This window comes from Bifidobacterium sp. ESL0798 (genome assembly GCF_029395415.1).
Taxonomy (GTDB): domain Bacteria; phylum Actinomycetota; class Actinomycetes; order Actinomycetales; family Bifidobacteriaceae; genus Bifidobacterium.
Map to the genome: position 1 here is coordinate 241,366 of NZ_CP113914.1, position 14,659 is coordinate 256,024.

A 14,659-nucleotide genomic window follows, 5' to 3' on the forward strand; every position below is an offset into this window, starting at 1 on the left:
AACGAAAGCTTCCTACAATGGAAACCATGACTGGATATATTCCTACGCTTGCTCAGACGGACGAGCTGCATCATACCATCGCGCCCTCCAAGGCCGCCTATGACCTGATCCATACCCATTGCGTCATCATCGCCACGATCACCCGACAGCTGGTTCGGCGGCAGAACGCCCTGTTTGTACGGCGCTGCACGCTGCCCAAAGACGCGCCGGAGCTCACAGGGAAATACGGGGTTGACGGCTCCTCTGCGGCCAGGGGAGAGAACGAAACCGCCGAAGCTGGACGCGTGGGCTTTTGCGATGCTGCTGGCGAGACTTCCGCGAGTTCTGGTAAAGGCGGAAACAAACGGTTCCCCCAAAGCCGTGATGTCGAAGACGGCTATGCCGGTGGCGGGAGTGATGCGGCCTGTGATACAGCGCATTCGGATAATGCGAGGCCAGCCCGAGATGGCCATGTCACGCCTGCCACACTCGCCCAGAAACGTAATAATTCCAACATCTTAGAGGCTATCCACGCAACTGTTCCGCCGAGCGATGGGGTGAACGGAGGCTTGGTGCCGCCTCGTCTGCTCGATGAGAACCTTGCGGTGGTAGGGGCCATGCTGCATGATATCGGCACCTACCTCGTGCTCAAACATGACGGTTCGGACGGCGAAAGGCTGCAATTCGACGGGCCGAACTATATCCTGCACGGGCTGCGCGGCTACGACTGGCTGATTGGTCAAGGCGTGGACGAGTCCATTGCGCAATTCGCGCGCAACCATACGGGCGTGGGGCTGACCCGTGAGCAGGTGGTGGCGCAGGGGCTTCCCTTGCCGCCGGCCGATTACGTGCCGATGAACCTGGAGCAGGAGGTGGTGATGGTAGCCGACAAATACAACAGCAAGTCGATTCCGCCGCGCTTCCTTACCGCTGAGGCCTACGCTCGCAAGGCACGGCGCTTTGGGGCCGACAACGAGCGGGCGTGGCTGGATCTCGTCAGGAAGTACGGCGTCCCGGACATTCCGGCGCTCGCCAAAAAGTTCGACATGAAGCTGGATGCGTAGTCGAGATTGTTGATTGTGCCGTTGCTTAGACACCATACAGGCAACGGTAAAATAGGAATTTAAGCACAAAAATGGTTGAATTTTATGCTTAAATTCCTATTGCTGACTTTCGACAGTATTTTAAGCATAAAAACGGACTGAAAATGTGCTTAAATTCCTAAATATAACCTGCGGCCACGCATCCTGAGATAACGGTAATTGCAAGAATCGGTCAGAACGAGTAGACCTTATCGGCCTTCGCCTCGTAGTCCGTTGCGCCGCTGTACTCGTCTGAATCCGCGTCCGCAACGGTGTCGGCTTTGGCTTTCGCGCCGCTGTCGTCCTCGTCGTAGGCATCTGCCGTGTCACCGCTGCTGTGGCCGCCGTCAGTATAGGGATTTTCAAAATCGGGAACCAGAACGATGACGCAACGCTTCGGATCCTGAGCGTGCGCGATACGCGAAAGCAGATCGAGGATGGTCTCGCGGTCATCGGCCCCGAGTCCGCCGACCGGATCGTCGGCGAGGATGACGGTGGCCTCGCAGCAGATGGCCCGCGCGATGGCCAGACGGCGTTGGTTGACCGGTTTGAGATCGGCTACCTTTACGCCCGTGGCCGCTTCGGCAAAATCGACATATTTCAATACATCGCGTGCCACTACGGGAATCGGCTTGAGGAACGTGCGTCCGGAGGCGCGCATGGTGAAGGTCAGATTGGTCAGCGCGTCAAGGTCGTCGCGCAGGCTGTAACGTTGGGTGATCAGGCCGATGCGGTGTCCGCGGATTTCGTTGGTTTCAAGCTCCAGAAGGCTCTGGCTTTTCACCATGACCTGGCCGCTATTCGGCCGATAGAATCCGGCGGCGACCTCCAGAAGCGTCCGTCGCTGCTCGTCATCGGCTCCGGTGATGGCGTAGAGCGATCCGGCGAAGAAGCCCCAATCGATATTGTCCAAGACGTTTCGTCCCGTCTTGTTATTGGTGAAGGTGACATGATCGAGCGCGAAGGTCGGATTCGGCTTCAGCAGGATGTCGACTTCGGCGATGGTCTCTTTGTCGAGGCGCGAGGAAAGCGCTGTGGCCGGTTCGACAACGGGGGACTTCGCAACGTGTGCGCTCAGTTCGTCTTCTTCCGCCACAGCCAGTCCGAGCGTCTCGTTGACGCGTTGGGCATTTGCGCGGGCGGCGATGTCGGGACTTGCCTTGTCGCTGCTATCGCCGCTTTCCTCGTCGGCGTCCGCTGAGCTTTCGTCATTCGAGGTTTTGTCCGGGGCTTTTAAGGCGTTGCTTTTTGGGGTTGTCGACGATTGCTCACCGATATGACCGGTTTTGCTCTCGTGTGCCTGTGGCGTTGCCGAGCCCGATTCTTTTGCGTTGCTTTTACCGTTTGCGCCGTCAGTATCGGCAGTACCTTCGGCATCTTCGGCTTCGTTATCGTCGCTGCCATTGGCGGGAACCTGGCCGGAAACCGCCAAACTGCTGAAATCAAGTGCGTCGTCGTCATCGTCAAAGACGACATCGTACTTGACCGTCGAGGTGTCTTTCGTGTTCTCCGGCTTCTTGTCTGGCATGTCGCTCAGGGCTTCATCGTTCGAATCGGTGTGCTTGCTCATGCTTGAGCCTCCGTATCGTCTTCGGATGCATGGTCATCGTGGATTTTGTCGGCGTTGGGTTTGCCGTCGTTGGATTTTCCGTTATCGGCGTCATTTGTGTTTGGCGCCTTTTGCTTGATTGTGTCTGCGAACAGGGATTGCGCCGCTTCAAGGTCTGCCCGGCGTTCATCGAAGACCCGTGAAGTCCTGGCGAACACGGCCCTGAAGAACGCGATGATGGCCAGCGCCGCCACTATGGCGATGGAGTACCACATCGCCATCCAGCAGGCGGATACGGCGGGTGTGGCAATTCCTCCGGCCAATGCCTTCCCCAAAGGTTTGGCGGCCAGTGCGCCGGCGATGCCGCCGATCAGCAGTCCCGGAATCGTCGGTAGCAAGGTCTCCAAAGAGAGCTGCCAGCCTATACGGGCACGGGTGACGCCGATGATCATGTCCATCTTGATCTCATCGCTTCTGTGGCGCAGCGCAAGTCCGAGGAGGAGCAGCAGGATGACTCCGCCGCCCGCATAGAGGCCGATACGAACTGTGCCCATCACGTTGTTGAGCGAGTCCAGCGGCTTGAGCCTGTCGTTGTAACGCTCGAGCGTGGGGGAGCTGATTTCGTAGCCCTTCGGCAGTTTCATCGATTTGGCCGCCTGCGCGAAAGCCTTGTACTGGTCGACGTTTTCGAGTTTGAAGCCGACATCATAGCGTGGATTCAGCCAGCCTTTGGGCTTTTCGTCGAGCAGCTTGTTCGAGGTAAGGACCGCCGGTTCGGCGTAGATGGCGTTGTCGCGATTGTCCTTGGCCAGCTTGGCGTCGCTGCCGTGGCCGGCCGGTGCGGGTTCGGTATACGTGTAGATGCCGCGCACCTTGAGTTGGTAGGTGTCGGCCGTTTCAGGATTGCCGAGTTTGAACGTGCTGCCGATATGCAGGTTGTTCTTGTGGGCGAAAGCCTCGGAAACCAGCACGCTCTTGCCGTCTTTGGCTTGGTAGTCCAAGGATTTCCCCTGTGCTGTCTTGAAGGTGCCCCAAGGGTTGATGGTGATGCCGTCTTTGTCGAAGTAGCCGTAAAGCGTGGTCTCTCCGCCGGTTTTCTTGGCGCTTTCGTCGTTGGTGCCTGCGATGGCCTTGACCGAGCCGGTCTGGCGCATCGGCAACGACACGCCTATGGAGAATTGCGGCTGCTGCACGCCGATTTGCTGCATCGACATCGCGTAAGTTCCGTATTCGTCGAAGGACATGTATTTCTTCACGCTGGAAACGTCGTCACCCTTGAGTCCGCTTTCCGTTGCGGCATTTGGCCGGATAACGGCGATCGGCGCCTGTGCCTGATACGTTTCACCATGTGCCTTGCCGCTGGCGGCGGATACGGCGGTGGCGAAGACGACGCCGAATATCATGATTCCGGCGACAAGGAGCATCATGATGCTGCGCCATTTATGACGTATCACTGAAGACCAAGCATTGGTAAGCACGAACATCTATTTCTCCTGTGTCTGAGGCCTGTAGTTTGCCGCGTTGAAAGCTATCCTGCCGAGCGCGACAATCAGGTACCACATGTTTCCTGCCGTTTTCAGGCTTGCACCTTTTCGATGCTAGGCCGCAGCATGGGCAACAGACACCAGTATATGTGACTAAGCTTGGATGAGACGAACGAAACCTAGAGAAATGTTGAAAGTTTTCTGGGAATTTTGCTTCGATAAAATCACTGTCACGCCGCTTCAGCGCGGATTGACGGGAATTCGCACGAGAGGATATTTGCGGACATGGCGTCGGCTAAAGCGACCCGCTGCGAAAGCTTCTCTGGTCATGTTGTGAATTTGGTATGTGTTGTGTCGCCTGTGGATAAACCGTTTGATATGCAGGTAGGATTACCGGTAATGAATACGAAATGGAAACAGCGCATAGGCCGTGCCGCATTGCCGATATGTTCGGTTCTGGGCGTGCTGGCGGCGTTCGGCATCGTCCTGGCATGGTTCCCGAAAACCTGGGACGCGTGGAACCTGCCGTTGCAGGAAATCGACGCGCCGGCCCACTACTATTTCATCCGCAAGCTGCTGCATCAGGGGGTCGGGGCGGCAACCAGATTGTGGCCGAACGATGCGTATTACCCGCCGCTGTTCCACCTTCTTGCGGCTGCGCTCGTTTCCCTCTGCAACGCCTGCATATCAGGATCAACATCTATGCCGCCTTCAACATCGTCTGGCTGGCGACTTCCGGGTTGGTCTGGCCTGCCGGGGTCTCGCTGTGGGCCAGTTATTTCACGCGCAAGGTCGATGGGGAATCGCCTTCCTGGCGGCCTTTTTCGTGTGCGATGATGCTGATGGTACCCGTGCTCGCGGTCGCTTCGGCCAGCCATCCTTTCCTGATGCTGGTCTCCGGCCCGCTGATTGCGTTCGGCCTGGCCACCACGCTTCTGCCGTTCTGGCTTTACGCGACGTTGCGTCTTTTCGACGCCATCGCCGGCCGCTGCCACATCCTGCCATGGCTGATTTGGACCGTACTGCTTGGCCTGCTCTGCATTTTCGCTCACCCCCGCATCGCTTTCACCTGGCTGCTGCTGATGGCCCCGTTCATGCTGGTGCGCCTGCCATGGAAAGCCATTCTTGGTATTCTTGCGGCTGTGGCGGTCTGCGCGGTCGCGTTCTTCTTCTATATGATTGGGCACTATCATTCCTCCCGCTATTTCGACCCGTCCAGCTGGTTCCATACCTACAAGCCCAACCGCACTGTGCCGGATGCCCTGCGCGTCTTGTTCACCGACAATGTCGGCGGCGTGTCCGGATGGTTCATGGCCGTTGCGGTCACGGTCTGTCTGGCTGTCGCGGTTGCCGTGATAGTTGGTTATCTCAGATCGAAGCTTGCGGTCACGAAGCTAGCCAAGCAAACCGGCAACGAAAACGTGCGGGATGTTTCCGAGGGCACCAAGGGGCCGATTGATGTTTCGTTCGGCGATGCCCTTGCGAAGGCATCGGCTTCAAGGCAAGCGCAGGTCGCCGGTGATGGTGATGGCGAAAAGGTCGCCGTCGATGTGAAGGCTTTCGCCCACCATCCAGCTCCCGGCGGCAAGTATGACCTTGCCCATGGCCACGCTCGAATATCGCGTTTCGCCACGCCGACGCCAATGATGGCCAAAGACGCCATGTCCCTGATTCTGGCCTTTGCGCTGGTCTGCTTGGTTTATGTCTGCTCGACTTCCTTGACCGGTTGGTTCCCCAACATCGTGGCGGCCGCGTGGTATCGCGCCGAAACCCGCCCATTGACTATGATTCCGTTTGCCGTTATACCGTTGCTGGTCTTTGCGGCATGTGCAACAGCTCACCTGGTCGATGGTATCGGTGAGGAACATATTGTTGCGTTCGAGGCACGAATCGGCTCTGAAGCGGGACGTATTGGCACTGATAGGACGCGCAAGTCTCGGCGACATGCCAAAGGCCGAAACGCACGGTCGGCAGTGCGTTTAAGGACTGTCTTTCACATAATGGCGGCAGGGCGGTTTCGGTTATCGTGCTGGCTGCGCTCGCGGTTTCCTGCCAGTTCGGTAACACCACGCGCGAAGTGTTGGAGCAATCGCTGGTGTCCAATACGACTTTGGCGGGCAAGCCCGAAAAGGAGCAGCTTACTCGAGCCAAGTATGACGTGCTCCGGCAGACCGTCAAGATTACCGGTGATGCCTCGGTGGTCATATCCGACCCGCTCAACGGCTCCATGTACGGTTCGGCGATGTTCGATGCCAATATGCTCTATCCGATTTACAACGCGATGCACGAAAAGAACGGCGCGATCTTCTCGGCTACCGAGGCGTCGTTCGAATCCGGTGATCCCGCGAAACTCACCGCCACCACCTGCCCCGTTGACGGCAAGGTGGCGAAATACTTCCTGGCGATGGGCCCGCAGGCGCCGAGCTTGCAGATGTTCACATTCCGTCAGCAGTACGATACGTTCCATCGGCAGGATCTGATTGACGGCTATGTGAAGGCCGGTACACTCGTCAAGGTGCGTGATTTCAGCTCTTATGGTCCTTATGCCAAAGGTTGGGCGCTTTACCGCATCAAATGCGGGCAATGAACGCGGATGGAGGCAGGATAATGAATTCTGCCTTCCGATTCGGTTCGGGTTCAGCGCTCTTTTCTATGCAATCTATACAATGAGAATGTTGATATTTGGCAGATATGCAGATATAAGGAGACGGCATTATGACTACATCGGTGAGCGATGCGAAAGTGCTGATTATTGTACGAAACTGGGGGATTGAGGAGACCGAGATGACCCGGCCGCTACGCGATTTGCGGGCTGCGGGGGCGCAGGTGACATTGGCTGCCTCGGAGCTCGCGCCGATCGAGACCGTGCGGCACGACCGGTATGTCGGCGAAATCGTCGAGCCCGATACCGTCTATTCTTCAGTTTCCGCCGACGATTTCGATATGCTCGTCGTGCCCGGCGGCACCTGCAACGTCGACCGTCTGCGCGTCGATCCGGCCGCGCAAAAGCTTGCGCAGGACTTTGCTGCCGCTGGTAAGCCCGTTGCCTCGATCTGCCACGGCGCGTGGCTTCTGGTTAATTCCGAGCTGCTGAAGGGCAAGACACTGACCGCCTGCCGCTATATCGCGGCGGACATCGAGAACGCCGGGGGCAAGTACGTCGACGAAGAGGTCCATGTCGACGATGCCAACGGTTTCAAGCTCATCACATCGCGCAAGCCCGCCGACCTCGACGCGTTCGTTGGCGCGATCAAGGATGCGCTGGGAGACTGAGCGTGAGGCGGTAGGTACGATTCCAAGAATGGTGGAATATCACCATTGCTGGAATGTGACTATTGGCTTGACTATTAGCGTGCTCGACTTGGCAGATGTGATTGCATAATAATGAAATCGGCATTTCTGAAGATTAAACCGCTGGATTGAGCCAGCGCCGGATATATAACGGCTGTGATGACGGATAGATGACGTCATCACAGCCGTTATTGCTATGTGCTGATTGATTAGGCGCTGGACTTGTGCGTTTAGAACAGCGCGCGGAGGATGTCGACGAACTCGATGACGAGGGCGACGAGCAGTACGCCGAAGGCCATCGTCGCGCCGTTTGCCGTGCCTGCCGCGATGTCGGAGGTGGCGGCCTGACCGGCGGCGAGGATGGCGGCGGCGATGGAGGTGCCGACCGCGCCCGCGAACTGCTGGGCGGTGTTGAAGATGGCGTTGCCCATGCTCTGCTCTTTGCCGCTCAAGTGCGAAAGGCCGGTGGTCATGATGTTGGCCGAGCTGATGCCGATGCCCAACATGTAAAGCAGATAGATGGCGGCGGCGACCGGAGCGGACAGATGGTGACCGAAAGCGAACATACAGATGACGGCGATAATGGCGCAGGCACCGCCGAAGATCAGCGGCGGCTTCGGGCCGATGGCGTCGAGGATGCGTCCGCCCAGAGGAGCGAACACGGCGCCGAGCGCGGCGCCCGGCAGCAGCGTAAGGCCTGCGACGAGTGCGGAGGAATGGTCGGCCAGCTGCAGGTAGTTCGGCAGGATGAACGAGAGGCCGAGCGAGACGACCTGCTGGAGGAAGAACGCGATGACGAAGCCGGAGAAGCGCAGATTGCGCAGGGTGCGGATATCGATGATCGGGGCCGTAATCTTCAACTGACGGGTGCAGAAGAGCACGAGCGCGACGAGCCCGACGACGATGGCGCCGCCGACCTGGATGCTCAGAATCGGCTTGGTGGTCATGGAGCTGAAGCCATAGATCAGGCCACCGAAGGTCAGCGCGATGAGGACGATGCTCGGAATATCGAAGGAGATCTTGCGGATTTCGCTGATTTGCTGGATGCAGGTGATGCCGAGAATCAGTGAGATGATGACGACGGGCATGAGGCATGCGAAGATGACGCGCCAGCTGGTGTTTGAGACAATGACGCCGCCGAAGGTCGGGCCGATGGCCGGGGCGACAGCGGTCAGCAGCGTGCCGAAGCCCATCATCAGGCCGATGCGCTGCGGTGGCACTGTCTCCAGGATGATGTTGAACATCAGTGGCAGTGCGATGCCGGCGCCGATGCCTTGGATGACCCGGCCCGTGACCAGAAGCGCGAAGTTCGGAGTGACGATTTCGAGAATCAGGCCGGCGAGGAACGAAAGGTTTGCGACCAGGAACAGCGACTTGGTGCGGAAGCGCGCCTTGAGCATCGCGCTTAGGGGCACGACGATGGCGATGGTCAGCAGGTTGGCCGTCGTCACCCATTGCACGGTTTCTGTGTTGATGCCGAATTCCTTCATAAGCGTCGGGAACGTGACGTTCATGGCGGTTTCGACGGTCACGCCGCTCAGCGAAAGCAGGCCGGCAGCGATGATGGCGCCGAAGACTTTGCCGGGGATCTTCCCCGACTGCTGTGGTGCAGCCGTTGATGTTGCTGTTTGCGAGGTCATTGCTTGTTGTAGTCCTTTTATTTCTTGTGTTGTTGACGGTTGATTGATATTGATTTCAGATTGAAGCTGCCCGACGAGCGGGAACTGGCGACTTGATTATCGCGGTGGTTGCTGCTCGGTGCCGGGGTCGCCGTCGCGCTCGCGGGCGAAGAACGCCAGCATTTCGCGAAATTCGCGATTTGTGTAGGTGAGAAGCGGCGCTCGAACTCGCGTTGCTCATGGTCGATGTAATTGTGGATGGCCTCGACGTCACGCGTGGCGCGGGCGGTGAGGCGAACGGTTTTGCGCCGTGCGTCATCCGGCGCCTGTTCGCGGGTGAGTAGTCCCCGCACCTCCATACGTTGCAAGGTGGCGGTGACGGTGGAGCGTTGGATGTGGAACTCCTCCTCGATGGCGTGCTGAGCCACTTGCCCGTCCGGCTGGGAGCTCATGAAGTTGATGACGGCCATTTGCACTTCCGTAAGCCCGTATCTTGCGGCGAATCTTCCGAGTTCCTGCCCCATACTGCTTGACGCTTGCTGCAGCAGACGTCCATAGTTCTCCGGGCGTCCGTCCGGTGTATCGGTCATTGTGTACTTGCCTTCTCAACGGTCGGATCTTGGAAACGACCCGAAAATTAATTCGTTAGCTAACTAACAAATACTATCGAAGGTAGGGACATTGGTAAGCAGATATTGCGATGGTGGCACACCCAAAGTGGGGTATTTAAAAAACAATGGCGGAAAATGGCGGTTCCTGTATTAAATACCCCGGTTCGGGTGTGTGAGGTTTACTTCCTCATCCACTTGTCGCCGCGGGCGCGCAGGCCGTTGAAGATGGAACGCCCGCCGATGAAGACGACGTTGAAGACGGCCCAGAGCAGCACCATGCGGATGACGGCACCAGGATTGCAGGTGCTGTCGATGAAATTCAGCACAAGGACGAGCGGCAGGTAAACGATGGTGACGATCGAGCAGGTGACGGCGAGGTACTTGTAGTCGCCGGCCCCGATGAGGATGCCGTCGAGTGCCCACATCCAGCCGGCAAGGGGCAGGAAAATCGCCACGACGATGGTTCCGATGACGATGAGGTGCTGGATGGCGGTGTTGGGGCTGAACATCGGGGCGGCAAGGAAGCCGAAAATGATGAGGACGACTCCGACGCCGATGCCGCCATAGAAACCGGCCTTGGCTGAAATCCGTGTCATCTCGCGGGCGCGGCCGTAACGTTTCGCTCCGATTTCCGTGGCGACCAGCGCCTGTCCGGAGATGCCGATGGCATCGAGGATGTTCAAAACGAAGTTCCAACTGGAGTTGACGGCCTGATAGGCGGCAAGCACCTGCGTGCCCATGTGCGTGGCGAGCACGACGGTGGCCACCAGGCAGATGCGTAGGGCAAGGGTGCGGATGAAAAGCGGCAGTCCGTCGGCTGCTGTGGCGGTGATGCCGGAAATACGCGGCGCGAGCGAGGCTCCCGCGTCGTGCGACCATTTGAGCGAGGGGATAACCAGGTAAATGCCCATGAACCATTGCGCGATCAGCGTCGCCAACCCGGAACCTCGGATGCCCATGCCGAGTCCGAAGACGAACAGAAAATCAAGTGCGGTATTGAGCGCTGCCCCCAGAACGGCGGCGACCAGCGTGATGCGCACTTTTTTGAGCCCTCGGAAGATGCCGTTGGCCGCGTAGACCAGCAGCATGCCGGGGAGCCCGAAAATGACGGCTTGTAGGTAGATGACGGCGTTGCTAAGCACGTCGCCGCTAGCCCCCATCAGCGAGCACAGCGGGCGGGCCGTGGCGAAGAATGCCGTCGAAATGATGACTCCGATGATCAGCGCCAGCCACAGACCGTCGACCCCGGTCTCGAGTCCCTCGCGTTTGCGCCCGGCTCCCATCAGCTGGCCGACGCGCGAAGTGGTGCCGTAGGCGAGGAAATTGCATAGCCCGGCTACGGTCAAGAGCACCGTGGAGCCGATAGAAAGTCCGGCCAGTGCGGTGTCGCCGATGTGGCCCACGATGGCCGTGTCGATCAGGACGAAAAGCGGGTCGGCGATAAGCTGTCCGAACGTCGGAATCGCCAGAGCCAATATCTGCCGATTGACGCGCCTGCGTTCGGCGCGGTCGCGTACGCCTCCGTTATCTGTGGTTTGGTCGTGCTCGGTTGTCGTTGGTGTTTCTGCCACTGTTTAATCTCTGATTTTCTGATTGTCTTTGCGTGTATTCGGTTGTTATTGTAACGAGATGGGGGATGGAACACTAGCAATCGTTCTCTGAATTATTTAAACGATGCCATTTGATGTAAATGATTATAAGAAAAGTGCGCCACAGTAAACAAATACCGTGGCGCACTTTTCTTTATTTTGTTGATTTATTGTTGGATATGTTTCGGCAGGTGCGCAGCGAGACGCTCATTCTTGCGTTTAATGACGGACGACATAGTAAGGATGATGATTGCGGCTGTAAGCAAAAGCAGCAAAGTCAACCATACCGGCGTCAACTCCGCACCAGTTGATGCCATTGCGGCTGGACGACGGTTGTAAGCTTCCTGAGAATCTCTTGCCGCATTGTGGCCGTTTACGTTCCCCTGCGGGTCAATGCTACCAACTGGACGTGATGCATTAGGCGTGCCCAGAGCTGGCGAGCTGGCGGAAACAGGCTGGATTGCGGTTCCAGGGGCTGACGACGGATTACTCGGGGCCGGTGCCGGCGTGCCGGAGGTGCCAGGGGTCGGCGAGGTGCCAGGGGTCGGCGAGGTGCCAGGGGTCGGCGAGGTGCCGGGAGTCGGCGAGGTGCCGGGAGTCGGCGAGGTGCCGGGAGTCGGCGAGGTGCCGGGAGTCGGCGAGGTGCCGGGAGTCGGCGAGGTGCCAGGGGTCGGGGTAGACGGGTTGCCCGGAGTCGGCAGAAGTGGCGAACCTGCTCTCCAGACTGCATAGAGGGTAGCGTCTCCTGTGGTGAGGTCCATGTCATCACCAGAAGCGTATAGGGTGCCAGTGCCGTCCGACAAAGTGTTCCAGCCCTGGAATGCAAAGTCGGTTACCGCGGAGCCGTCAGCATGCACGAGCTCGTATGGGTTGCTTGGCAAGCTGCTGCTGAGGGTGCTGATATCTTGTGGATTGGCTTCTCCTGCGATATGGACCCCTTTGGCTTCGCCGCCGGTAACGATATATTGCTTGGCGCTGTCATCCGTGACATGGGTGCCGCTCGGCAATGCTGTTCCGGGTTTGAGTGTCAGGCTTCGCTGCTGCTGCCAAACGTAGGTTCCGGCAAAGCCGGGATTTGTCGAGCACTGGGAACCGTGTGGTCCAGAGGCCTCTACGGTGCAGGTCAACCTTTGCAGTTGGTCGGACGTGTAGGTAGGTACGCTGCGGGTGCTGTTTCCTGCGATTTTGATCCATTTCCCAGTGTATGGGGCAGTCGTTGACGGATCATTATCGCCGAACGCGCTGTCGAATGTTCCTTGGTAACCCGAAAGCGGGGCGTCAGGGCCGACAGTGAGTTGTTGGATGTGAGTTCCTGCGAACGCATTGGGCATTGTCGGTGTCGCGCGGGTGTTGAATTTCTGTCCCAGGTCAAGGACGGACAGGCTTGCGTCGTTTTCGAACATGCTTCCCATGTCGTTAGCTTGGCTGGTATCCCAGCTGCTCAAATCAAGGTCGGTCAGTTTCGGATCATTGCTGAACGCATGATTGAGGTTGGTGGCGTTGGGCGAGGCGAGACCGTCGACATTTAGAGAGGTGAGTTTGGGCATATCGGAGAACATGCCTGACAAGTCAGTGGCTTGGGAAAGGTCGGCGTGGCTCATGTCGATTTTTTCAAAGCCGTCGCGTGTATGGTCGTCTGAGATAAACCGTGAGGAACCGAATAGATCTTTGACGTCGGTGGCATTCGGCGCGTTGAAGTTGCGCATGCTAATGCTTTTTATGGTCGACGCATTGATTAAGCCACTGAGTCTGGTGATTTGCGGCATGGAAATGTTATCGAGATTCAATGTCTCTAGCAGGTCATCACCGTCTATCGCATACAAGGAATTTTGGAGCTGACCATCTTGAAGGCTATCGAGCTTCCATCCGCTGAGGTCCAGAGTTTTGAGATTTTGTAAATAGCAGAATGCAGAGCCGATGTCGGTAACGTTTCTAACATCCCATCCGCTAAGATCCAGGTCTTCGAAATAACTGTCTTCGAACATTCCCGACATGCTGGTGACATAGCTGGCATCCACATTATTAGTGTGATGCAGATGCTTGAGGTTCAGAATCCCATCGAATAAGTGACTGCTGTCTGCTGGCAGTTGTGTCTTCCCGACGAAGTCAATATCGGTGACGGTGTCATGAAAAGATGTGTCTCGTTCAAAGAAGTGGGGTGGTATTTTGGCTTCCTCGTCGTTGAAAGCGTAGAAGGAGATCGTACACGTATTGTTTTGTGTGGTCAATTCCCAGCTGCCGCCATCTAAGACGCCGCTTATGGGCTGGTGACTAGGATTGCAGTTGACTGGATTGGACTTGACCAATGAAGATGCGCCGTCGCTCTGTGACCCCGCTGATGGTTGTTGCTGCCCTTTGTCCTGCTGCGTTGGGGACTGGCTTGTCTGATTTTGCGCGGTTTGCGAGCTGGCAATGTCGTCTGCGTTGGCGATGGTCGGTGTAACCATCATGGTTACAGCGAGTGCCGTGCCAATTGCAAGTTTTACGTTTGTCTGCATGGTTTTTTTCTTTTTTGTCTAATGATGGACATCCCTAACCAGATTTCTCTGTATTTTGTGTTGTATAAATTGCATAGTTATCATAACATGTCACCAAACAAATAAGTAACACGAATGTTGATTTTTCAACGTTATTAGACGTTTTTTCAATAAATATATAAATTAAATGACGTGAATAAAGTATATGTATAAATATATCGTGATAACTGTAGGAAATGAAAAGTGGTGGTTCGTGTTGTAGTAGGGCACGAGTGTTCGGTGCTGTCGTAGGTTTGTTCGCCGCGATCAACGGCTTGTTCCGAAGTCTGGGCGCTGTCTCTAGATTGCCCGTCAATTGACGTGTTGTCAGCAGTTTGGCTGTCGGTCGTCATCTCGTCTGTTGCCTGGCTGTATCGGTCAGTGCGGCTGTTCCGATCGTTTTTATTTGTCGATGGCGTTTTGATTACGATGCTGCTTCTCTGGATTCTTGGTTTTCGAGTGTTTCGATTGCCGTCGTAACGGTACAGAGAGGAAGCGTCACCGTTCATTCGGTTCTTTCTGGCACAATTATTAAAGAAAGGCCCCGCAGCGTCTGACGCCACGGGGCCCTCCTCTCGGATTATTGAGTTATGGCTCTTATTGGCAGCTCCTTTATTGGTTGGTACTTTGCGCGACCGGACTGTCTCGTTTCCTGCGTTGGTGGCCGTAAGTCATAACGGGGCAACGAGCTCAGTGAAGCAGGATGAACGGTCAAGTCGAGATGCATTCGCCGTGCCGGTTGGTACGGCTGTGCTCGACATGGCCTTTGTCTTGGATGTCGCACTTCTGATTGATGGGGATGTGGAACCTTCGAAGCCTGATTTTGTTTCGGTTTAGCCCTCGCCGGTGTCTTTGGCATTGGCATGCCTCGGCGTTATCGGAATCCTCGCAGCTGCGAGAATGCCGAACGTGGTTTTCATGTCCTTGCGCATCCTCTTC

Annotated in this window: 12 protein-coding genes and 2 pseudogenes; 7 read left to right on the forward strand and 7 right to left on the reverse strand. The window is 56.9% G+C overall.

Annotated elements, in window-relative coordinates; all coding sequences use genetic code 11:
* Positions 1-26: 26 nt before the first annotated feature.
* Together OZX74_RS09075 and OZX74_RS00920 are read left to right on the forward strand one after the other, a co-directional pair.
* Positions 27-206: pseudogene (locus OZX74_RS09075) on the forward strand (phosphohydrolase); the annotation flags it as partial.
* Between the two features lie 78 nt (positions 207-284).
* On the forward strand, positions 285-1,043 hold the full coding sequence (locus OZX74_RS00920; RefSeq protein WP_348519558.1) for an HD domain-containing protein: 759 nt from the start codon (positions 285-287) through the stop codon (positions 1,041-1,043).
* A gap of 211 nt (positions 1,044-1,254) precedes the next feature.
* On the opposite strand, the gene OZX74_RS00925 is transcribed toward OZX74_RS00920, so the two are convergent.
* A complete protein-coding gene (locus tag OZX74_RS00925; protein WP_277156735.1) occupies positions 1,255-2,631 on the reverse strand; it encodes an ATP-binding cassette domain-containing protein in 1,377 nt (458 codons plus the stop codon).
* Positions 2,628-4,037 carry an ABC transporter permease gene (locus OZX74_RS00930; RefSeq protein ID WP_277156736.1) on the reverse strand — a complete coding sequence of 470 codons (1,410 nt, stop codon included), beginning with the start codon at positions 4,035-4,037 and terminating at the stop codon, positions 2,628-2,630. Before OZX74_RS00930 ends, OZX74_RS00925 begins: the two co-directional genes overlap by 4 nt.
* Before the next feature lie 456 nt (positions 4,038-4,493).
* Here OZX74_RS00930 and OZX74_RS00935 point away from each other — a divergent pair, with 456 nt between their 5' ends.
* The gene (locus OZX74_RS00935) at positions 4,494-4,931 is read left to right on the forward strand and encodes a DUF6541 family protein (protein ID WP_277156737.1); all 438 of its coding nucleotides are present in this window, start codon (positions 4,494-4,496) and stop codon (positions 4,929-4,931) included.
* Positions 4,835-5,383: pseudogene (locus OZX74_RS09080) on the forward strand (DUF6541 family protein); the annotation flags it as partial. The gene OZX74_RS00935 and the pseudogene OZX74_RS09080, both read left to right, overlap by 97 nt.
* 207 nt (positions 5,384-5,590) lie before the next feature.
* On the opposite strand, the gene OZX74_RS00940 reads toward OZX74_RS09080, so the two are convergent.
* Positions 5,591-5,962 (reverse strand): hypothetical protein, encoded by a 372-nt coding sequence (locus tag OZX74_RS00940; RefSeq protein ID WP_277156738.1) that lies wholly within the window; start codon positions 5,960-5,962, stop codon positions 5,591-5,593.
* 158 nt (positions 5,963-6,120) lie between these two features.
* Here OZX74_RS00940 and OZX74_RS00945 point away from each other — a divergent pair, with 158 nt between their 5' ends.
* Together OZX74_RS00945 and OZX74_RS00950 are read left to right on the forward strand one after the other, a co-directional pair.
* Complete coding sequence (locus tag OZX74_RS00945; protein ID WP_277156739.1) at positions 6,121-6,681, forward strand: hypothetical protein; 561 nt, start codon at positions 6,121-6,123, stop codon at positions 6,679-6,681.
* Positions 6,682-6,809: 128 nt separating this feature from the next.
* On the forward strand, positions 6,810-7,367 hold the full coding sequence (locus OZX74_RS00950) for a type 1 glutamine amidotransferase domain-containing protein (RefSeq protein WP_277156740.1): 558 nt from the start codon (positions 6,810-6,812) through the stop codon (positions 7,365-7,367).
* A 248-nt stretch (positions 7,368-7,615) separates the two neighbouring features.
* Here the strand turns inward: OZX74_RS00950 and OZX74_RS00955 are convergent, their stop codons facing one another.
* The 4 genes from OZX74_RS00955 to OZX74_RS00970 all read right to left on the reverse strand — a co-directional run bounded on the left by OZX74_RS00955 (position 7,616) and on the right by OZX74_RS00970 (position 13,702).
* Positions 7,616-9,025, reverse strand: coding sequence for an MFS transporter (locus OZX74_RS00955; protein ID WP_277156741.1), 1,410 nt, complete (start codon positions 9,023-9,025; stop codon positions 7,616-7,618).
* A 17-nt stretch (positions 9,026-9,042) separates the two neighbouring features.
* Complete coding sequence (locus tag OZX74_RS00960) at positions 9,043-9,594, reverse strand: MarR family winged helix-turn-helix transcriptional regulator (protein ID WP_277156742.1); 552 nt, start codon at positions 9,592-9,594, stop codon at positions 9,043-9,045.
* Positions 9,595-9,794: 200 nt separating this feature from the next.
* On the reverse strand, positions 9,795-11,186 hold the full coding sequence (locus OZX74_RS00965) for an MATE family efflux transporter (protein WP_277156743.1): 1,392 nt from the start codon (positions 11,184-11,186) through the stop codon (positions 9,795-9,797).
* Between the two features lie 185 nt (positions 11,187-11,371).
* The gene (locus tag OZX74_RS00970; RefSeq protein ID WP_277156744.1) at positions 11,372-13,702 is read right to left on the reverse strand and encodes a BspA family leucine-rich repeat surface protein; all 2,331 of its coding nucleotides are present in this window, start codon (positions 13,700-13,702) and stop codon (positions 11,372-11,374) included.
* 711 nt (positions 13,703-14,413) lie between these two features.
* On the opposite strand from OZX74_RS00970, the gene OZX74_RS00975 reads away from it, so the two are divergent.
* A complete protein-coding gene (locus tag OZX74_RS00975) occupies positions 14,414-14,557 on the forward strand; it encodes a hypothetical protein (protein WP_277156745.1) in 144 nt (47 codons plus the stop codon).
* Positions 14,558-14,659 lie beyond the last annotated feature (102 nt).